At 68.1% G+C, this 17,095-nt stretch carries 22 protein-coding genes; 10 read left to right on the top strand and 12 right to left on the bottom strand.

Features of this window, described 5'->3' with window-relative positions; genetic code table 11:
* Nucleotides 1-40: 40 nt before the first annotated feature.
* Together EV138_RS19735 and EV138_RS19730 are read right to left on the bottom strand one after the other, a co-directional pair.
* Nucleotides 41-553, bottom strand: coding sequence for an AAA family ATPase (locus tag EV138_RS19735; RefSeq protein WP_133980337.1), 513 nt, complete (start codon nucleotides 551-553; stop codon nucleotides 41-43).
* Between the two features lie 28 nt (nucleotides 554-581).
* Nucleotides 582-1,589 (bottom strand): magnesium and cobalt transport protein CorA, encoded by a 1,008-nt coding sequence (locus EV138_RS19730; protein ID WP_133980336.1) that lies wholly within the window; start codon nucleotides 1,587-1,589, stop codon nucleotides 582-584.
* 117 nt (nucleotides 1,590-1,706) lie between these two features.
* Here EV138_RS19730 and EV138_RS19725 point away from each other — a divergent pair, with 117 nt between their 5' ends.
* Together EV138_RS19725 and EV138_RS19720 are read left to right on the top strand one after the other, a co-directional pair.
* A complete protein-coding gene (locus EV138_RS19725) occupies nucleotides 1,707-2,678 on the top strand; it encodes a 2-hydroxyacid dehydrogenase (RefSeq protein ID WP_133980335.1) in 972 nt (323 codons plus the stop codon).
* Nucleotides 2,671-3,051 (top strand): MmcQ/YjbR family DNA-binding protein, encoded by a 381-nt coding sequence (locus tag EV138_RS19720; protein WP_133980334.1) that lies wholly within the window; start codon nucleotides 2,671-2,673, stop codon nucleotides 3,049-3,051. The genes EV138_RS19725 and EV138_RS19720 overlap by 8 nt, the downstream gene beginning before the upstream one ends.
* Here EV138_RS19720 and EV138_RS19715 read toward each other — a convergent pair.
* The 4 genes from EV138_RS19715 to EV138_RS19700 form a co-directional block, all read right to left on the bottom strand.
* Nucleotides 2,977-3,354 carry a DUF402 domain-containing protein gene (locus EV138_RS19715; RefSeq protein ID WP_133980333.1) on the bottom strand — a complete coding sequence of 126 codons (378 nt, stop codon included), beginning with the start codon at nucleotides 3,352-3,354 and terminating at the stop codon, nucleotides 2,977-2,979. The two genes, EV138_RS19720 and EV138_RS19715, sit on opposite strands and share 75 nt — an antisense overlap.
* A complete protein-coding gene (locus EV138_RS19710; RefSeq protein WP_133980332.1) occupies nucleotides 3,351-3,674 on the bottom strand; it encodes a hypothetical protein in 324 nt (107 codons plus the stop codon). Before EV138_RS19710 ends, EV138_RS19715 begins: the two co-directional genes overlap by 4 nt.
* Nucleotides 3,675-3,681: 7 nt before the next feature.
* Complete coding sequence (locus tag EV138_RS19705) at nucleotides 3,682-4,182, bottom strand: DinB family protein (protein ID WP_166678645.1); 501 nt, start codon at nucleotides 4,180-4,182, stop codon at nucleotides 3,682-3,684.
* Nucleotides 4,183-4,344: 162 nt separating this feature from the next.
* Nucleotides 4,345-4,758 carry a VOC family protein gene (locus EV138_RS19700; protein ID WP_133980330.1) on the bottom strand — a complete coding sequence of 138 codons (414 nt, stop codon included), beginning with the start codon at nucleotides 4,756-4,758 and terminating at the stop codon, nucleotides 4,345-4,347.
* Nucleotides 4,759-4,842: 84 nt separating this feature from the next.
* Between EV138_RS19700 and EV138_RS37345 the strand changes: the two genes are divergently transcribed.
* Together EV138_RS37345 and EV138_RS19690 are read left to right on the top strand one after the other, a co-directional pair.
* On the top strand, nucleotides 4,843-5,220 hold the full coding sequence (locus EV138_RS37345; RefSeq protein WP_166678644.1) for a VOC family protein: 378 nt from the start codon (nucleotides 4,843-4,845) through the stop codon (nucleotides 5,218-5,220).
* 270 nt (nucleotides 5,221-5,490) lie between these two features.
* On the top strand, nucleotides 5,491-6,747 hold the full coding sequence (locus EV138_RS19690; protein ID WP_133980328.1) for an alpha/beta fold hydrolase: 1,257 nt from the start codon (nucleotides 5,491-5,493) through the stop codon (nucleotides 6,745-6,747).
* Here EV138_RS19690 and EV138_RS19685 read toward each other — a convergent pair.
* Both EV138_RS19685 and EV138_RS19680 read right to left on the bottom strand, forming a co-directional pair.
* Nucleotides 6,737-7,012, bottom strand: coding sequence for a YggT family protein (locus EV138_RS19685; RefSeq protein WP_133980327.1), 276 nt, complete (start codon nucleotides 7,010-7,012; stop codon nucleotides 6,737-6,739). The genes EV138_RS19690 and EV138_RS19685 overlap by 11 nt on opposite strands.
* 103 nt (nucleotides 7,013-7,115) lie before the next feature.
* Nucleotides 7,116-7,493 carry a RidA family protein gene (locus EV138_RS19680; protein ID WP_133980326.1) on the bottom strand — a complete coding sequence of 126 codons (378 nt, stop codon included), beginning with the start codon at nucleotides 7,491-7,493 and terminating at the stop codon, nucleotides 7,116-7,118.
* Between the two features lie 176 nt (nucleotides 7,494-7,669).
* Here EV138_RS19680 and EV138_RS19675 point away from each other — a divergent pair, with 176 nt between their 5' ends.
* Both EV138_RS19675 and EV138_RS19670 read left to right on the top strand, forming a co-directional pair.
* Nucleotides 7,670-8,575: an ABC transporter ATP-binding protein gene (locus tag EV138_RS19675; protein WP_133980325.1), complete on the top strand. Its 906-nt coding sequence runs from the start codon at nucleotides 7,670-7,672 to the stop codon at nucleotides 8,573-8,575.
* The gene (locus tag EV138_RS19670) at nucleotides 8,572-9,327 is read left to right on the top strand and encodes an ABC transporter permease (protein WP_133980324.1); all 756 of its coding nucleotides are present in this window, start codon (nucleotides 8,572-8,574) and stop codon (nucleotides 9,325-9,327) included. The genes EV138_RS19675 and EV138_RS19670 overlap by 4 nt, the downstream gene beginning before the upstream one ends.
* Before the next feature lie 8 nt (nucleotides 9,328-9,335).
* Here the strand turns inward: EV138_RS19670 and EV138_RS19665 are convergent, their stop codons facing one another.
* Both EV138_RS19665 and EV138_RS19660 read right to left on the bottom strand, forming a co-directional pair.
* Nucleotides 9,336-9,911, bottom strand: coding sequence for a GNAT family N-acetyltransferase (locus EV138_RS19665; protein ID WP_133980323.1), 576 nt, complete (start codon nucleotides 9,909-9,911; stop codon nucleotides 9,336-9,338).
* 130 nt (nucleotides 9,912-10,041) lie between these two features.
* Nucleotides 10,042-10,608, bottom strand: a complete 567-nt coding sequence (locus tag EV138_RS19660) for a TetR/AcrR family transcriptional regulator (RefSeq protein ID WP_133980322.1) — start codon at nucleotides 10,606-10,608, stop codon at nucleotides 10,042-10,044.
* A 137-nt stretch (nucleotides 10,609-10,745) separates the two neighbouring features.
* On the opposite strand from EV138_RS19660, the gene EV138_RS19655 reads away from it, so the two are divergent.
* Entirely contained in the window at nucleotides 10,746-12,197 is a 1,452-nt protein-coding gene (locus EV138_RS19655) for an MFS transporter (RefSeq protein ID WP_133980321.1), read from the top strand.
* A 46-nt stretch (nucleotides 12,198-12,243) separates the two neighbouring features.
* On the opposite strand, the gene EV138_RS19650 is transcribed toward EV138_RS19655, so the two are convergent.
* Nucleotides 12,244-13,173, bottom strand: coding sequence for a LysR family transcriptional regulator (locus tag EV138_RS19650; protein ID WP_133980320.1), 930 nt, complete (start codon nucleotides 13,171-13,173; stop codon nucleotides 12,244-12,246).
* Between the two features lie 71 nt (nucleotides 13,174-13,244).
* Here EV138_RS19650 and EV138_RS19645 point away from each other — a divergent pair, with 71 nt between their 5' ends.
* Both EV138_RS19645 and EV138_RS19640 read left to right on the top strand, forming a co-directional pair.
* Nucleotides 13,245-13,979 (top strand): SDR family oxidoreductase, encoded by a 735-nt coding sequence (locus EV138_RS19645; RefSeq protein WP_202866768.1) that lies wholly within the window; start codon nucleotides 13,245-13,247, stop codon nucleotides 13,977-13,979.
* A gap of 78 nt (nucleotides 13,980-14,057) precedes the next feature.
* The gene (locus EV138_RS19640; RefSeq protein ID WP_133980319.1) at nucleotides 14,058-14,837 is read left to right on the top strand and encodes a class I SAM-dependent methyltransferase; all 780 of its coding nucleotides are present in this window, start codon (nucleotides 14,058-14,060) and stop codon (nucleotides 14,835-14,837) included.
* Nucleotides 14,838-14,987: 150 nt separating this feature from the next.
* On the opposite strand, the gene EV138_RS19635 is transcribed toward EV138_RS19640, so the two are convergent.
* On the bottom strand, nucleotides 14,988-15,833 hold the full coding sequence (locus EV138_RS19635) for a helix-turn-helix transcriptional regulator (protein WP_133980318.1): 846 nt from the start codon (nucleotides 15,831-15,833) through the stop codon (nucleotides 14,988-14,990).
* Between the two features lie 102 nt (nucleotides 15,834-15,935).
* On the opposite strand from EV138_RS19635, the gene EV138_RS19630 reads away from it, so the two are divergent.
* Complete coding sequence (locus EV138_RS19630) at nucleotides 15,936-16,904, top strand: SDR family NAD(P)-dependent oxidoreductase (RefSeq protein WP_133980317.1); 969 nt, start codon at nucleotides 15,936-15,938, stop codon at nucleotides 16,902-16,904.
* Nucleotides 16,905-17,095: the final 191 nt, after the last annotated feature.

Raw genomic sequence — 17,095 nt, 5'->3', positions numbered from 1 at the left:
ACTCAACCACTGCTACTCACCGCACCTCCCCGACCACGACTTAACCTGCCGCCGCAACTAGCCCGGTCTCGGTGAGGATCCGGCGAACCGTCTCGTCGAGTGTGCTGTCCGCTTCGATGACAACCTCTCCAGGCAGGCCCAGCGGATCGTGCCCGCCGTACCACTCCCGCATCGCGGCCGCATCGAACGCACTCGCCTTCGCCCGGGTGGCATGCCGCCGTACGGTCTCATCGAAGGGGACGTCGAGGTAGTACACGTACGCCGACCCGCCGTACCGGCCGACCAGGTCGCCGAGCATCTCGCCGTACCGAACCGTCGGCATGATCCCCTCGACGACGGTGTGGAACCCCCGACTCATCGCCAGCCCGGCCAACTGCGAGATCGCAGCGATGTTCGCCCCACCGGGTTCGTCCTTCTCCTGGAACACCGTCCGCCGGACATGATCCTGCTCGATCCACGCGACCCCACGCCCGTACGCCGCCCGGATCCCCTCCACCACCGAACTCTTCCCGGCCCCGGAGGGCCCCCGCACCACAATCAACCGCGCATCCATCCACGCAGGCTAATCGCGGCGGGTGTCTTCACGTGCTGAGGCGCTTGCGGGAGGTGCGTTGGCGGCGGAACCAGAGGAAGAGGGCGATGCAGGGGACGAGGAGGCCGCCGAGGCCCAGGGCGAAGAAGTCCCATTCCTTGTTGACGTGGTCGACGAGCCAGCCGAAGTTCTGGCCGAAGAAGCCGGTGACGAAGGTGAGGGGGAGGAAGACGGTGGCGAGGATCGTGAGTTGTTCGATGGTGGCGTTCTGTTGCACGCTCACCTTGGTCTGCTCGACCGAGATCACCGCCATGTTTGCCTCCAGCACCGTTGCCAGCAGATCTCGTTGCGCGGCGACCTCTTCGTTCACCAGCACCAGGTGGTCGTGGACGTCGCGGAAGTACGGCAGCAGGCCGGTGTTGCGCGCACCGCGTTCGAGATTGGCCAGTACTGCGAGCAGCGGGTGCACCGCGCGGTAGAAGTCGGTCACCTCGCGGCGGAGGAAGTAGATGCGCTCGGTCGGCGCCACCGATCCCGCGAACACGGTCCGCTCGACCTGCTCGATGTCGCGCTCCAACTCCGCGACCACCGGCCCATAGGTGTCGACCACCTGGTCGAGGATTGCCCAGAGCACCGAATTCGTACCGTTCTCGAGCAACTCGGACCGTTGCTCCAGCCGGGTCCGCGCACCGTGCAGTTCACTCGCGACACCTTGCCGGACGGTGATCACGAAGGCCGGCCCGACGAATACGCTCACCTCCCCGAAATCGACCTCCTCCCGCTCGTCGTCGTACCGGGCGGTGCGCAGGATGACGAGGCGGATGTCGCCCTCGTACGGTTCGACCTTCGGCCGCAGGTGGAACGTCTGCGCGTCCTCGACGGCGAGTTCGTGCAAGCCGAAGCACTTGCTGGCCTGGCTGAGCTCGGCCGCGGTCGGGTCGAACAGGCCGAGCCAGACGAATCCGCCTTCCCGGCAGCGTTGGGCGGCCTCCTCGATCGACATCGCCCCGACGTGCTGGCGACGCCCGTCCCGGTAGTACGCGCAGTCGATGATCATGGCCGACTCCTTTCGTCCCCCACCGATGGTCCGCCGGTACTACGTCTCGCGGTACCCCTGTGGGCGGTGAAATAGGGTTGATCGAGTGAAGCCGTGATGAATCGCAGAGGAGATCCGATGGCGCTGCCGACCGTGTTGATGCCTGGTCCGATGAACCGCTCCGTGCCGGCCGGGCTGGCGGGCCGTTTCGAGGTGATCCGGCTGTGGGAGGCGGACGACCCGGACGCCGTACTGGCCGAGCGGGCGAAGGACATCGTTGCCGTGGCCAACGCCGGTACGCCGATCGACGGCGCCTTCCTCGGTCGCCTGCCCGCGCTGCAACTCGTCGCGAGCTTCGGCGTCGGGTACGACCAGATCGACGCCAAGGCAGCCGCGGATCGTGGCGTCGTGGTGACCAACACTCCCGGCGTACTCGATGACGAGGTGGCCGATACGGCGCTCGGGCTGCTGCTGATGACTGTTCGCCAACTTCCGCAGGCCGAGCGGTACCTGCGGGCCGGGCATTGGCAGGAGCGGTCTTATCCGTTGACGCCGGCGACCCTGCACGGACGCACGATGGGGATCATCGGGCTCGGGCGGATCGGGGAGGCGATCGCTCACCGCGCTGAGGCATTCGGCGTTTCCGTTGCCTATCACAACCGTCATCCGAAAGACGTTGCCTATCGCTACTATCCGACGCTGCTCGAACTCGCTCGGGCGGTCGACATCCTCACCGTCGTCGTGCCGGGTGGTGACGAGACCAGGCACCTCGTGAACGCGGAGGTGCTGACGGCGCTCGGCCCGGACGGCATCTTGATCAACGTGGCCCGTGGATCCGTCGTCGACGAGGCGGCGCTGGTGGATGCCTTGCGCAACAAGACGATTCTCGGCGCGGGGCTGGACGTCTTCGAGCACGAACCCGAGGTCCACCCGGGTCTGCTCGAGGTGGACAACGCCGTACTGCTTCCGCACGTCGGCTCCGCCAGCGTCCCGACGCGCGACGCGATGGGCGGTCTCGTCGTGGCGAACCTGGTCAGCTGGTTCGACCACGGCGTACCGGTGACCCCTGTACCGGAATCGGCTGATCTGGTACGACGTGGTGATGGCTGATCAAGACGATGTACGCCGCATCGCGCTCGGGCTGCCCGAGGTGACGGAATCTGCCGACACCTTCGCGTTCTCGGTGCCGAACAAGGGGAAGGACAAGGCCTTCGCCTGGGTCTGGAACGAGCGCGTCGAGCCGAAGAAGCCGCGCGTCCCGAACCCGGAGGTGCTCGCGATCCGGGTCGCCGGTGCGGCGGCGAAAGAAGAACTCCTGGCCGCCGACCCGGCCAAGTTCTTCACCGAACCGCACTACAACGGCTACCCAGCCGTCCTCGTCCGCCTCGCGGCAGTCGACACGACCGAGCTAGCCGAACTCCTCACCGACGCCTGGCGCTGCCAAGCCCCCCGCGCTTTGATCACCCAGCTCGACGCCGACTGACCAAGCGGCACCACCGAGTCGGAGTCCCGGTGGCAGCACCGGCGTGGACCATCCCGGATCGGGACGCCAGTCGATCCAGGACGGATCGAACGGACCTCGGCCGCACCCGAGCTCACGTAGTACGCGAGCCGCTTCTTCTTCCAGATCAACCGGTACGTCGAGGATGCCCCGGGCAACCGCTTGGGCGTAGCCCTCCTGGTCCTTGAGTTGCGGATTGCCGGCCGGATCGACCAGGAGATCCAGCACGAGATCCATGGTCTGGAGACCGTACTGCGTTTCGTCGTACGGCAGCTCGAAGTTCACGTACCACCCGGCGAACTCCGGTCAGGGCCGGACCAGCCGAGGTTGATGCTCGACCAGGCGCCGCGGGTGCGAAACGTCAAGGTCGCGAGATCTGTCGGTGCTTCGACGGCTTTGTAAACAAGGGTTTCCATCGCGGCCAGCTTCCGCTCCGCGCGCGAAAGCCCTTCGCGTCCTGCGACTCCGCGGCTACTCGCGAAGACCCCGAGCGCGCCCGCCGGTGCGTACGTCACCCATCGGTTGGCGCTCTTCTCCACCACCACCTGCGGCACGGCGCTCCACAACCGCCCTCGCCACACCTCGACGACCGCGACTTGCTCCACGACGAGCTCAGCGGTCCCAGATTCGGTGGGTTTGCCAGGCATATTCCCAGGCCTGGATGTCCGGCGGCTCGATGCCGAGGCCGGTGAGGATGGCGCAGACCTGTTCGCGGTGGTGGTTGGCATGGTTCAGGGCCTGGGCGATGAAGATGCCGGCACGACACTCGCGCAGCCCGCTGTCGACGACGATCACGCGCTCGGTGTCGATCGGCTTGGCGAGGACGTCCTCCCAGAGCAGGCGCGCTTCCTCGATCCACAGCAGCAGCTTGTCGAAGTCCGCTTCCGGCTTGCTGCCGTCCGCCCACGTCAACTGGTCGCTGTCGGCGAGGCGACGCAGATAGCTTCCGTCGCAGGTGACGATGTGGTGCAAGGTTTCGGGAATCGTACCGAAGGTGCCGATGCCGGTCGCCTGCAGCTGTTCCGGGCTCAGGTTCTGGTCCCGGCAGAACTCGACCAGCTCTTTGCTCGCCCAGTTGTTGTGCCGCACCGCGTCGTACAGGACGTCGTTCACGCGCTTCTCTTTCCGCCGGCTTGCGCTCCCCCTCCGACGGTAGCCGCGGGACCGCTGCCCGGCGTACTCATTTATCCACTCCGCGAAGCGCGCGCCCGCTTGCCCGCACTCCAGTACTGCGCCTGCCGGTCGTCGGGCAGGCGCAGGAGCTCGCCAGGTCGATCAGCCTTGTGGTGCCGCGATGTTCACCATCCAGGAGACGCCGAACCGGTCGACGAACATGCCGAACTCATCGCCCCACATCTGCTTCTCCAGCGGCATCGTCACGGTGCCGCCTTCCGACAGCTTTTCGTAGTACCCGCGGAGGTCGTCGCCGTCGTCACCGCTGAGGCTCACCGACATCGTCGTACCGGGCTTGAAGTCCATCCCCTCGGGCGTGTCCGAGCCCATCAGCGCGAAGCCGTTCGGCGCCTCCAGTGAGGCGTGCATGATCTTGTCGGCATCCGGCGACCCTTCCGCGCCGAACTCGGCGAAGGTGTTCATCGTCAGCTCCCCACCGAACACGCTGCGGTAGAACTCGAACGCCTCCCGCGCAGTGCCGTTGTAGCTGATGTACGGATTCAGTCGTGACGCCATCAGATCGCTCCTTGCCCGAGTGGTTTCCCCTTGCTTCGCACACTAGACCCGCCCAGGGACAGTCCGCGAGGTTAGAGTCCGGCCATGATCTTTCGGCACCTGACCATCGACTGTGCGCAACCGTACGAACTGGCCACCTTCTGGAGCCAGGCCACCGGCTGGCCCCTGTCCGCCCAGGACTCCCCCGCCGACGACGAAGTACTCCTCGAGTCCCCGGACCCCCTCCCAGGCTTCCTTTTCATCCGCGTCCCCGAATCCAAGACGGTCAAGAACCGCCTGCACATCGACTGGGTCCCGACCGAACGCACCCGCGACGAAGAGGTCGACCGCCTCCTCGCCCTCGGCGCCACCCTCCACGAAGACCACCGCCAACCAGACGGCCGAGGCTGGACCACCCTCACCGACCCCGAAGGCAACGAGTTCTGCATAGAACGCAGCGAAAAAGAACGCACCACCAACTGACTCCCGGGTCAGCGGGGAGCGTCGGCCAGTTGTCGTTCTTCACCACCCGTGGCGCCAGCAAGCACCTGTACGTCATGCTCGAGCTATGTGGTGGTGGCGGCGGAAGCGCGACAAGGCGGAGGAGTCCTCGGTGCGGGGTAGTGAGGGCTCCAACTGGCGCGCGCCTCGGCCGCCCTCCGAAGTGAAGGATCTACGCGCCCGCCTGACCTCCGAAGGCCACAACCTCAAGCACTGACAGGTCTTGTCGGTGGGGTCTGGAAGTGTCCTCGCATGGGTGATGGTCGGCTGGTCGACGTCGGGGACGTCACGTTGTTCGTGCGTGAGCTCGGGCGGCGCGGCGAGCGGCCGACGTTGCTCGTGTTCCATGGCGGGCCGGATGTCGGCCACGGCTATCTGCTGCCGGGGTTCGAACCGCTGGCGCGCGATCACCACGTCGTGCTGTTCGACTTCCGTGGCTGCGGGCGGAGTACTCGCGGACTTCCGGACGACCTGCTGCAACCGGAGTACGTCGTGGCGGATGCGCGCCGGCTGATCGACGAGTTGGGGCTCGGTGAGGTCGATCTGCTGGGGTTCTCGACCGGCGGGCGGGCGGCGATGCAGTTCGTCGGCAAGCATCCGGCGCAGGTGCGACGACTCGTGCTCGCCTCAACCACGGCGTACACGGATTATCAGAAGCCCGACGTGAGTTCGGAGCGACAGCAGACCGATGTGTGGGATCTCGAGCTTGCGCCGGCGTACGCCGCATTCCGGGCGAGCCTGGGTATGGACGAGGGCGACTGGAGTTATGAGAGAGCGGTCAGTGGTGCCATGCACCCGTGGTGCCCTGTCGATGCTGAGTTCGTACTGCGGGACTTCGGCAAGGCGCTCCTGATTCTGCACGGCGAGCGGGACCTCGGATTTCCCGTGGAGGTGGCGCATCGGCTGCATGCCGCAGTACCGGGGAGCGAGCTGGCGATCATCCCCGAGGCCGGGCATATGTGTCATTTCGAGAAGCCTGAGCTCTGGGCCGGGCATATCCGGCGGTTTCTCGACGAGCCTCTCGCGCCGCCGGGTCGCGATGGGCATGCTGGAGCGATGGAGACTGTGTACGAGGCTGCGGGTGGGTGGGCGGGCATGGTTCGGCTGGCCGAGGCTTGGCATGCGCGGGTGATGGCCGACGAGGTGGTCAGTCACGCGTTCAGCCACGGCTTCCATCCCGAGCACACCGGCCGGTTGGCGGCGTACTGGGCTGAGGCCCTGGGCGGACCGACCACGTATTCCGAGTCGTACGGCGACGAGTCGTCCGTCGTACGGACTCACAGCGGCAACGGCCCGCACCACGAGATGGACCGCCGGGCGATCGCCTGCTTCGACCAAGCTCTCGACGACGTCGGTCTGAAAGACCCACTGCGGCAGGTGCTGCACGACTATTTCGCCTGGGCCACGACGACGAGCATGGCGCAGTACACGGGTTCGGCGGACAACGTACCCGACGGCCTCAGCATTCCCCGTTGGTCGTGGGACGGGCTGGAATCCCTTACAAACTGAAGGCGATCGAGCGCAGTACCAGTACGGCGACGAACACGACGGTGAAAGCGATGTCGAACGAAAGCCCGCCCGCGTTCACCGGCCGCAGCCTTCGCCGTACGGGTGCGAGCACCGGTTCCGTCCCCGCGTAGACCGCCGCCCGCGCGCGACCGACCCAGGGCGGCCCTTGGGTCAGCACCCGTCCCCAGTCGAGCACCATGCGGGCAAGCAGCAGCAGGATGAACAGCGACAACGCGTACCCGACCAGGGTTCCGACAAGACTCATGGTTCCTCCGCAGTGACCGTCTTACCGGTTCCAACGAACCTGCGCGTCCGGAAATGTCCTGCCGGCCGGCTTCTTAGCCGACTTTCAGGTCAACGCCCTCGTCCTACGCCTCGGCGATGGCCGCGATCGAAACGCGCAGTCCCTCCACGTCCACCGGCAGCGAAGCCCCTTGCCGAGCAGGCTGAACGGTCGGGAACCACACCATCCACTCCTCGTTCATCCCCGCGAAGTCCGCCGGGTCCCGCAGGATGAACGTCGCACTGACCACCTTGTCCAGCGAACTCCCTGCCGCCTCCAAGATCGCGGCGACGTTGCGCAGACACTGCCGCGTCTGTTCCTGAATCGTGTCCCCCGCCAGCAACCCGGTCGCAGGGTCGTACCCCGCCTGCCCCGACACGAACACCAGCCCCGCAGCCTTCACCGCCTGACTGTACGCCGCCGACTTCGGCGCCTCATCAGTCTCGACAACCACGCGCACCATCCCGCTCTCCCCTCGCCTCACACACCCGACCCAGCGCAGCCAGTCAACCTCCCCCTAGACCAGATAGCCAGGGTGCATGAGAGAGCACTACCGCCTGCCCGATGCCAGGCAGGCGTCGCTGCCGGCCGCGACATCGGCTCTGGCTCTCGAACATCCGGCGAAGTTAGCCTGGGCCCGTGGCGACCGGGCAACGCGTCGAGGTCGATGGACTCTCCAAGTCTTTCGGCGACGTCCGTGCGGTCGACGCGCTGTCGTTCACCGTCGAGCCGGGTGAGATCACCGCGTTCCTGGGCCCGAACGGTGCGGGCAAGACCACCACGCTGCGGATGCTCCTCGGGTTGATCGAGCCGACCGACGGTACGGCGACCATCGGCGGTACGCCGTACGCCGAGCTCCCCCGCCCTGCGACAGTCGTCGGTGCCGCGCTCGAGGCAAGCAGCTTCCACCCCGGCCGCAGCGGACGCGACCACCTGCGCGTGTACTGCGCCGTGAACGGCTTCGCCGACAGCCGCGCTGACGACGTACTGGCGTTGGTGGGTCTGACCGACGCCGCCCGCAGACCAGTACGCGGTTACTCGCTCGGCATGCGGCAGCGGCTGGGTCTGGCGACCGCTCTCCTCGGCGACCCGGGCGTGCTGGTGCTGGACGAGCCGGCCAACGGGCTGGATCCCGCTGGTATCGCCTGGCTGCGGGGATTCCTCAAGCAGCTCGCCGACGAGGGACGCACGATGCTGGTCTCCAGCCACGCCCTGTCGGAGGTCCAGCAGATCGCCGATCGGGTGGTGATCATCGACAACGGCCACCTGGTCCGGGCGGGCCGGCTGGACGAGCTCGCCACCGGTGGCCGGGTCCTCGTCGTCACTCCTGATGCAGAGCGCTTCGCCGAAGTACTGAAGTCGTCCGGAGCAGTCGTGAGCAGGGACTCGGCAGCGGACACCTTGGAGACCAGCGGTCTGAGCGCGCGGGAGGTCGGGCGACTCGCCTTCGAGCACCGGGTGGAGTTGCACGCCCTGGAGACCCGCCAGGACGGGCTCGAGCAGATCTTCTTCTCGCTGACCACCGCGGTGTCGCAACAACCATGACCGCGCTCCTGCGAGGTGAGTTCCGCAAGCTCACCACCACGAGGCTCTGGTTGTGGATGCTGATCCTCGGCCTGGCGATGGTCGGCGCCACCACGAGCGCCGCGATCGGTTTCGCCGAACCGGGTCCGGTCGGCCTCGAAACCGCCGCCGGGCAACGGACCGTGTTCGCCCAAGCCACCGCGACGCTGGTGGTGGTCGGGATCCTCGGCATCATCGCGGTCACCGGCGAATTCGTGCACCAGACCGCCACACCGACGTACCTCGCGACGCCCCGCCGCGGCCGAGTCGTCGTCGCCAAACTCCTCACGTACGCCGTGGTGGGAGTCGGGTACGCCGCGGTCTGCACCGGCGTGGTCCTCGTAGTCGCCCTCCCCTGGCTCGCCGCCAAGCACGTCGACCTCGTCCTCTCCGGCACCGACCTCGCCAGGACCCTCGGCGGCGTCGCCATCGAGGTAGCCCTGTACGCCGTACTCGGGGTCGCCGTCGGTTGCCTGATCCGCAACCAGATCGCCGCCATCGTCGGATTCGTGGTCTACATCTTCGTCATCGGCCCGATCCTGAGCGGTGTCCAGGCCACCTCCGAGCTAGCGCAGTACCTGCCCTACCAGGCCGGCAATGCGCTGGGCCGACTCACGTCGTCAGCCGACGCCGCAATGCTCGGCCAGACCTCGGGCGGACTGGCACTCCTGACCTGGTCCTTGATCTTCGCGGCGCTGGCCACCCGCACAACCCTGCGCCGCGACATCGCCTAGCACTCAGTTCAGACAGAACTCGTTGCCCTCGACAAGACCGGGTGCCACTCGCGCCGGAGCAGGCCGTACACCCATGAGTCCGACACTTCGCCGTTCACGATGCAGTCTTCCCGCAACGTGCCTTCGCGCACGAAGCCGAGCTTCTCCAGAACACGGGCGGATGCCGCGTTGCGCGTATCGGCCTCGGCCTGAACTCGATTCAGGTCCAATGTGTCGAAAGCCCACTGCAGCAAGGCGCGCGCGCCCTCTGTCGCGTAGCCGTGTCCCCAGGCCGCATCGCCGAGGCAGTAGCCAATTGACGCGCTGCGATACTCGGGGTTCCACCGAGTCAGACTGCACCAGCCGATGAACGTCCCGTCGGATGCGCGGTCCATTGCCAGCCGTACGCCGGTGCCTTCCTCGGCCATCTGCTCGGACGCCGCGATGAAGCGTCCGGCACGCGCACGATCGCTCCAAGGTGGCGAGTCCCAGTACCGCAGTACGTAAGCGCTGCTGTGCAATGCGAAGAGCGCGTCCGCGTCCGCGCTGGTCACGGGTCGCAATCTCAGGCGAGCGGTGTGCAGCGTGGGCGTAGCCAAGGACATGCTCCCCATCTTGCCTGCTCACAGGGCGCAGAGCGTCGCCCCTCGCGCTGTGCGGAGCACTGAACCAACGTGAAGCAGTCCCGCAGCACCACGACGCAATAGCGTCTGCTCGCGGCGGCGCAGGCTGAGGTCACAGCAGGCGGTCGACCAGCCCGTCGACGTACTCCGGGGTGAGCGGGCCCAAGCCGAACAAGACGCGGATGTACATCGGGGCCATCACGTGGTCCAGTACGCCGAGCGCATCAGGTGCTTGCTCGCCGCGGTCTTGCGCGCGGTCGAGCATCGACTGCAACTGCCTCCCGCGTTCGGCGAGGAGATCGTCAAGCGCCTGCAGGCCCTGCTGACCGTTGCTCGACAGGGCGACGGCCAGGCGTACCAAGGCCAGGCCGTCGGGTCCGGTGATCTCGCGCGCCACGTTGGCCGCGTATGCGTGCAGGTCGCCGGCCAGACTGCCGGTATCGGGCATCGGCGACCGCGCGTCGAGGCGGGCGAGCGCCACGTCGGTGAGCAAGGTTTCCAGGCTGCCCCACCGGCGGTAGATGCTGCTGTCGGCCACGCCCGCGCGGGCCGCGACCTCGCCGACGGTGAACTTCCCGTAGCCGCGCTCGCTGATCAGGTCGGTGACCGCCTGATGCACCGCCGCACGGACCCGGGCACCGCGCCCACCGGGTCGCCGGGCTCGCTGTCGCTCGTCCATGCTTTCACCTTAACGCAGTCGCCGCTTGCGTTTGCAGCGAAGCCTCCGTACAGTCTCCTAACGCAGTCGCCGACTGCTTTAACAGCGCCACCCCGCCTCGGCCGGGCAGAGGCGCAACTTCCGAGGAGAGGAATCGCATGGCTGCATCGCCTGCGACAGTAGGCAGTCGACCGAACCGGGCCGTGCTGCTCACGGTGACCTGCCTGGGCCAATTCATGGTGCTGCTCGACAACACGATCGTTGGAGCTGCGCTGCCCGACATGCAGCACCGGCTGCACATCCAGCTGACCGGTCTGCAATGGATCGTCGACGCGTACGTGCTGCTGGTCGCCATGCTGCTGCTGTCCGGCGGCGTCTTCGCCGACCGGTTCGGCCGCAAGCGGGTGTACCTGGCCGGCGCTGTGGTGTTCACCGCGGCATCAGTGCTGTGCAGCTTCGCGCCCTCGGCAGGATGGCTGATCGTCGGCCGGGTGCTGCAGGGCATCGGAGCCTCGGCACTGAGCCCTGCCTCGCTGGCCCTGCTCGCGGCCGCCTATCCCGTTCCTCAGGAACGCATCAAGGCGATCGGGCTGTGGGCCGGATTCAGCGGCCTCGGCCTGGTTGCCGGACCCGTTGCCGGTGGCGTGTTGACCGACGCGTTCGGCTGGCCCGCGATCTTCCTGGTCAATCTGCCCATCGGCGTGATCCTGCTGCTGATCGGCCTGCGGCACCTCGAAGAGTCCCGCAATCCGAACGCGCCCGCGATCGACCTCCCGGGGACGGCGCTGTCGGTCCTGGCAGTGGGGGCACTGACCTACGGGCTGATCGAGGGTGGTGCTCGCGGATGGACCTCGCCGATGATTCTGGGAAGCTTCGCCGCCGCGGCGATCCTCTTCGCCGGGTTCGTCGCCGTGGAAGCGCGTCGCTCCGCACCGATGCTGCCGCTGCGGCTGTTCCGGCAGCGACTGTTCACTGTGTCCAACACCGCGATGATCGTGGTGGGGTTCGCGCTGATGGGCTCGTCGTTCTTCTTTTCCCAGTTCTTCGTGTACGTCCAGGGCAGCTCGATCCTGCGCGCCGGTCTGCAGACCCTGCCTACCTCCGTTGCCATGGTGATCGTCAGTCCATTCGCGGGCCGGCTCGCAGCGCGGTACGGCTTCCGGATCGTGGTCACCATCGGCCTGGTCCTGGCGGGCATCGGGCTGCTGGCGCTGGGCATGGTGCACGCCGACACGGCCTACGGGAACGTGTGGTGGCGACTGGCAGTCGTCGGCATCGGCTTCGCGCTGACCATGTCGCCACTGACAGGCGCCGCCATCCAGGCGGTCAGCCCGCAGGAAGGCGGCCTCGCCTCCGGCATCAGCAGCACCACCCGCCAGATCGGCGCCGTCCTCGGCGTGGCGATACTCGGAGCCATCGTCCGTACCCGGCAATCCAACGGCGCCTCCTTCGAAACCGGCCTCAACACCGCCTTCCTCGTCGCCGGCGCCGTCACCCTGACCACCGCCGCATTCACCGCCCTCTGGCTGTCCCGATCCGACCCCGCGGAGACCTCAGCAACCCCAGCTGCGCTCACCACACCGAACGAGCTGCCCGCGAACAGCCACTAACCACGACCCAACCTCGACCGAGAGCCGCGCCGGATGATGACCCCGGTCAGGCCAGGGCCGTCAGGTGGGTGGGGTGGTGGGCGGCGACGTTGTGGGCGGCTTGGATGAAGGCGGCGACGGCTGCGGATCGGGAGGTTTCCGGCCAGGCGACCATGACCGCGCTGGGGCTGAGGCCGGTGACGGGGCGGTAGGCGATGTCCGGGCGCTGGTACCGCTCGGTGGTGGACAGTGACAGGAACGCCACCGCCTGGCCCAGCGCGACCACCTCCAGGAGTTGCTCGACGCTGGCCACGAGCGGCCCCTCAGGATGCGTGGCCGGCGCCAAGCCATCGCCTGCTCCGTCGGATCCTGTGTAGTAGGCGGTGGCGGAGGGGGCGGCCCCTTTCCAGCGTGGGATCGGTTCGCCCTCGAGGTCGGTCAGCCGCAGTCGGCGGCGTCTGGCCAAGCGGTGTGCAGTGGGGAGAACCGCCAGTCGCGGCTCGACCACGAGCGTCTCGGAATCCAGCCCTCGATCGTCGAACGGGCTGCGCAGCAGCGCTACATCGGCACGGCCGTCCCGTAGCATGGCGATCGGCTCTCCGCTGCCGCCGACGACGACTTCGGGCGGCGGCAGCTGCGCACCCGATCCCCGGTACGCCGCGAGGATCTCCCCCAGCAACCCGGCATCGCCTCCCGGCTTGACCGCCACGACGAGCTGGGGTGTCGGCTGACCGGCCCGTTGTGTACGCCGGGCCGCCGCGTGCACCGCGTCGACCGCGATCCGGGCCTGGTCGAGCAGCACCTGACCGGCGGTGGTCAGCCTCACCTGCCGGGTGGTGCGCTCCAGCAGGCGCACGCCGAGCCGCGACTCCATCTGAGCGATCGCCTTCGACAGCGGGGGTTGCGCCATCCCCAGGCGTTGCGCGGCCCGGCTGAAGTTCAGTTCCTCGGCGACCGCGACGAAGTACCTCAGCTCCCGCACTTCGAGCTCACTCATATCTGCGGAGTATAGATCCAGAGTCTTTCGGTCTTTCCCTGCCGCCTGTGGGTGAAGGGAGGCTGGGTGCCATGACGACTTTGCAGAAGACTGCTTTGATCACCGGCGCGAACAAGGGCATCGGCAAGGAGACCGCGCGCAGGCTCGCGGCCCTCGGCATCACCGTGCTGATCGGCGCCCGCGACGCCGATCGCGGCGAAGCGGCGGCCGAGGAACTCCGCGCGGGCGGCGCCGACGTACGGTTCGTACCGCTGGACGTCACCGACGAGAGCTCGGTCGAGGCCGCCGCCAAGCACATCGAGGCCACGTTCGGCCGCCTCGACATCCTCGTCAACAACGCCGCGATCGCCGCCGCACAGCAGAAGCCGAGTGAGACCCCCGCCGCCACCGTCCGGCAGGTCTACGAGACCAACGTGTTCGGCGTCATCGCGGTGACCCACGCGATGCTCCCCCTGCTACGCCGCTCCCCCGCCGCACGCATCGTCAACATGTCCAGCGAGCTCGGCTCTCTCACCCACCTGGCCGACCCGGACAGCCCATGGGCCTCCTACTCCTCGGTCCTCCTCCCTTACTGCACCTCGAAGACCGCGCTGAACGCGATCACCGTGCTCTACGCCGATGAACTGCGCGCCGAAGGGATCCTGGTCAACGCGGTGAGCCCTGGCTACTGCGCGACCGACCTCAACCGCCGCAGCGGGACCCGTACGGCGGAGGAGGGCGCGGCCGTCGCGGTCGATCTGGCGACCGTGGGCGAGGACGGCCCGACCGGCGCCTTCCTGACCGAGGACGGACCGATTCCCTGGTAGGACCAGGTTGCGCTCGGTGTTCTGTCGCCCTGGGCCGAAGAGCCTGTTGGCACTCGGGCCGGGCGCTACGGTAGGCGCGTGAGTGTTGATCCGGTAGCGCACAACCGCACGGCGTGGGACCTTCAGGTCGAGAGCGGCAACGAGTGGTCGCGCCCGGTCACTCCCGAGACCGTCGCGCGGGCACGCGCCGGTGACTGGTCCGTCGTACTCATCGGGTACCGGCCGGTCGACCGGGCGTGGTTCCCCGCCGACCTGTCCGATGTCGACCTGCTCTGCCTGGCGTCGGGCGGTGGGCAGCAAGGCCCGACGCTCGCCGCGGCCGGCGCGCGGGTCACGGTCTTCGACAACTCGCCGCGTCAGCTCGCCCAGGATCAGATGGTCGCCGAGCGCGAGGGTCTGGAGCTGCGCACGGTACTGGGCGACATGCGCGACCTGTCGGAGTTCGAAGACTCCTCGTTCGACCTCGTCTTCAACCCGGTCTCGAACCTGTTCGTGCCCGAGCTCGCACCCGTGTGGCGCGAGTGCTTCCGCGTACTGCGGCCAGGCGGCGCGCTGCTGTGCGGCTTCCTCAACCCTGACGTGTACCTGTTCGACAACGAGGCCCTGGACACCCGCGGCGAGCTGGTCGTCCGCCACCGCCTGCCCTACAGCGACCTGACGCACGTCCCGGCCGAGGAGCGCGAGCGACTGTGGGGAGCCGATGCGCCGCTGGAGTACAGCCACACAATGGCCGAGCAAATCGGCGGGCAACTCGCCGCCGGCTTCGTGATCACCGGCTTCGACGAGGCCCCACACCACGCCGACGCCACCGCAGGCTGGCTCCCCGGCTACTACGCCACCCGCGCCCTCAAACCCTGATAGCTATGGGCTCCCGCGATGTCCGCGTGACGCAGGGCGGGCGACGTGCGGTGGAGGTTTGCCGGCGAGAGTCGGCGACGTCCGCTGGGGTATGCCGGCGAGAGTCGTCGAAGACGGATCGCCGTACCGGATCGACGAACGCCTTTGCGGTCAGAGTCGTAGGGACTGGGTGCCCAGGATGATGGCGAGGTCGAGGCGGTCGGCGGCTTCGGTGCCGGGCTCGGCTGTGTAGATGGTGATGCGGAGGTCGTCCAGGGTGACGAGGAGGGTGTCGCAGTCCAGGGTGATCGGGCCGACCGCTGGGTGGTCGATGGTCTTGCGCCGGGCCGGGTCAGTCGGGGGCGGCGGTGCCTCGGTGTCCCAGAGTTCGGCGAAACGCGGGCTGCCGGACGTCAGGTCGGTGATCAGCTGCCGCAGAGCACGGTCGGCCGGGTAGCGCGAGGCGGTCAGGCGCAGGTCGGCTACGAGCCGGGCCTCATGCTCGGCTTGCTCCTGTGGGGTGTGCCTCACCCGTGAGGGCAGGCGAGTGACGTTGCGCCACACGGCGTTGCGGTCCAGGCCGCGCCAGGCGGTGGTGTCACCCATGAGCGCGTCGTACGGCGCGTTGGCGAGCACGAGCGTCCAGCTGGCGTCGTACACGATCACTGGGGTGTGCGAGAGCCGGTCGAGTAGCCGTTGCACGCTCGGCGTGACCCGGGACGGCACGATTTCCGGCCCGGGTGCGACGTGGCCGGCGAGCCGGTAGAGCAGATCGCGTTCGGTGTCGGCCAGGCGCAGTGCCCGGGCCAGTGACTCCACGACCTGCGCTGACGGCGCGGTCGCGCGTCCCTGCTCGAGGCGGGTCAGGTAGTCGGCCGAAATGCCGGCAAGCGCGGCCAGCTCCTCGCGGCGCAGCCCGGTCGCCCGGCGACGGCGGCCCACCGGTACGCCGACGGCCTCAGGTGCCACCCGGTCGCGCCAGCGGCGTACCGTCCGGCCGAACTCCCACGCTTCCACAGGCTCCAGTGTGCGCGAGCCCGCACGGCCTGTCCTGGCCCTGGTAGTCCTACGAAAACCGGACGAATGGTTGCCATCCCGCCGTTCTCGCAGGCTGCGGCTATGACCGAACCTGGAACTGTTCTCATCACCGGCCCGACCCGCAACCTCGGCCGGTACACCGCCCGGTCCATGGCGGGACGCCCGGCCGGGTACCGACCCGACCTGCTGTTGGTCGGCCGCGCCGGGCGCGATCTGACGGCGGTCGGCGAGGAGACCCGTGCCCTCGGAGCACGCGTCCACGAGATCGGCTGCGACCTCGCGAGCCTGGCCGACGTCCGTACTGCGGCTGCCACCGTGCGCGAGCTGCTCGCCGCGAGCGCCGCCCGGCCGCTGCGGGCGCTGGTCGCGAACGCCGGCACCATGTCGCCCGACACCCGACGCGCCTCGATGGACGGCTACGAAATGACGTTCGCCGTCAACTACCTCGCCCACGCCCAGCTCATCGGCGACCTGCTCGGCTCGTTCGCCGCTCCGGCACGGGTCGTGCTGCTCGGCTCGAACACCTACTACGCCAACTTCTGGCGCAAGCTGCTGAGCGTGCCCGAGGCCAAGTGGGCCGACCCCGTCGAACTCGCCCGCCCCGCCACCGGTGAGCAGCCCCCAGGCATGGCCGCCTCTGGCGTCGCCTACTCGAACGCCAAGCTGGCGATCCTGTACTACGCCCACGAGCTGCAGCGCCGAGCGGGCTCCGGCCTCAACGTGTCGGTGTTCGAACCGGGCTGGATGCCCGGCACCGCACTCGGCCGCGGCGCCCCGAAGGCACTCCAGACGATCAGCCGCGCCCTAGGCCACATTCCGGGCGTATCCACGCCGCAACGCTCAGGCCCACTACTGGCGGCGATGGCCCTGGACGACAAGTGGGCCCACCTGCGCGACGGCGCCTTCGTACTGAAGACCAAGCCGACCGAAGTACAGCCGATCGCCCACAACCCCACCCGCGAGCAACGCCTCTGGGAAGCAACCGCCGACCTGCTGGAACGCGCGGAGGCGGGAATGACAAAACCCCCAGCCGAGGAAACTGGCCTCTGACCTGGGGGTTCTTGTGGAGCCGCCTGTCGGAATCGAACCGACGACCTTCTCATTACGAGTCCGTTCCCCTGAGCCCCAACGCCGCGACGACCCGCGACCCTGAGCAGTTATCGTGCTCAGCGGCCGGGGGTCGTTGACGGCTGTTCAGGGCCGTTCGGGGGCACCTCGGGGGCACCGATCGCTGAGATTCA

The sequence above is a fragment of the Kribbella voronezhensis genome (genome assembly GCF_004365175.1).
Taxonomy (GTDB): Bacteria; Actinomycetota; Actinomycetes; order Propionibacteriales; family Kribbellaceae; genus Kribbella; species Kribbella voronezhensis.
Note: the sequence above shows the minus strand (reverse complement) of the source record. Positions and strands in the feature narration are given on the sequence as shown.

What these genes read in the sequence shown, in the direction of transcription:
- EV138_RS19655 (WP_133980321.1), top strand. Translation starts at nt 10,746, where the DNA reads ATGGCTGCATCGCCTGCGACAGTAGGCAGTCGACCGAACCGGGCCGTG.
- EV138_RS19730 (WP_133980336.1), bottom strand. Translation starts at nt 1,589, where the DNA reads ATGATCATCGACTGCGCGTACTACCGGGACGGGCGTCGCCAGCACGTC.
- EV138_RS19660 (WP_133980322.1), bottom strand. Translation starts at nt 10,608, where the DNA reads ATGGACGAGCGACAGCGAGCCCGGCGACCCGGTGGGCGCGGTGCCCGG.
- EV138_RS19645 (WP_202866768.1), top strand. Translation starts at nt 13,245, where the DNA reads ATGACGACTTTGCAGAAGACTGCTTTGATCACCGGCGCGAACAAGGGC.
- EV138_RS19685 (WP_133980327.1), bottom strand. Translation starts at nt 7,012, where the DNA reads ATGAGTCTTGTCGGAACCCTGGTCGGGTACGCGTTGTCGCTGTTCATC.
- EV138_RS19630 (WP_133980317.1), top strand. Translation starts at nt 15,936, where the DNA reads ATGACCGAACCTGGAACTGTTCTCATCACCGGCCCGACCCGCAACCTC.
- EV138_RS19690 (WP_133980328.1), top strand. Translation starts at nt 5,491, where the DNA reads ATGGGTGATGGTCGGCTGGTCGACGTCGGGGACGTCACGTTGTTCGTG.
- EV138_RS19680 (WP_133980326.1), bottom strand. Translation starts at nt 7,493, where the DNA reads ATGGTGCGCGTGGTTGTCGAGACTGATGAGGCGCCGAAGTCGGCGGCG.
- EV138_RS19665 (WP_133980323.1), bottom strand. Translation starts at nt 9,911, where the DNA reads ATGTCCTTGGCTACGCCCACGCTGCACACCGCTCGCCTGAGATTGCGA.
- EV138_RS19670 (WP_133980324.1), top strand. Translation starts at nt 8,572, where the DNA reads ATGACCGCGCTCCTGCGAGGTGAGTTCCGCAAGCTCACCACCACGAGG.
- EV138_RS19725 (WP_133980335.1), top strand. Translation starts at nt 1,707, where the DNA reads ATGGCGCTGCCGACCGTGTTGATGCCTGGTCCGATGAACCGCTCCGTG.
- EV138_RS19650 (WP_133980320.1), bottom strand. Translation starts at nt 13,173, where the DNA reads ATGAGTGAGCTCGAAGTGCGGGAGCTGAGGTACTTCGTCGCGGTCGCC.
- EV138_RS37345 (WP_166678644.1), top strand. Translation starts at nt 4,843, where the DNA reads ATGATCTTTCGGCACCTGACCATCGACTGTGCGCAACCGTACGAACTG.
- EV138_RS19700 (WP_133980330.1), bottom strand. Translation starts at nt 4,758, where the DNA reads ATGGCGTCACGACTGAATCCGTACATCAGCTACAACGGCACTGCGCGG.
- EV138_RS19720 (WP_133980334.1), top strand. Translation starts at nt 2,671, where the DNA reads ATGGCTGATCAAGACGATGTACGCCGCATCGCGCTCGGGCTGCCCGAG.
- EV138_RS19735 (WP_133980337.1), bottom strand. Translation starts at nt 553, where the DNA reads ATGGATGCGCGGTTGATTGTGGTGCGGGGGCCCTCCGGGGCCGGGAAG.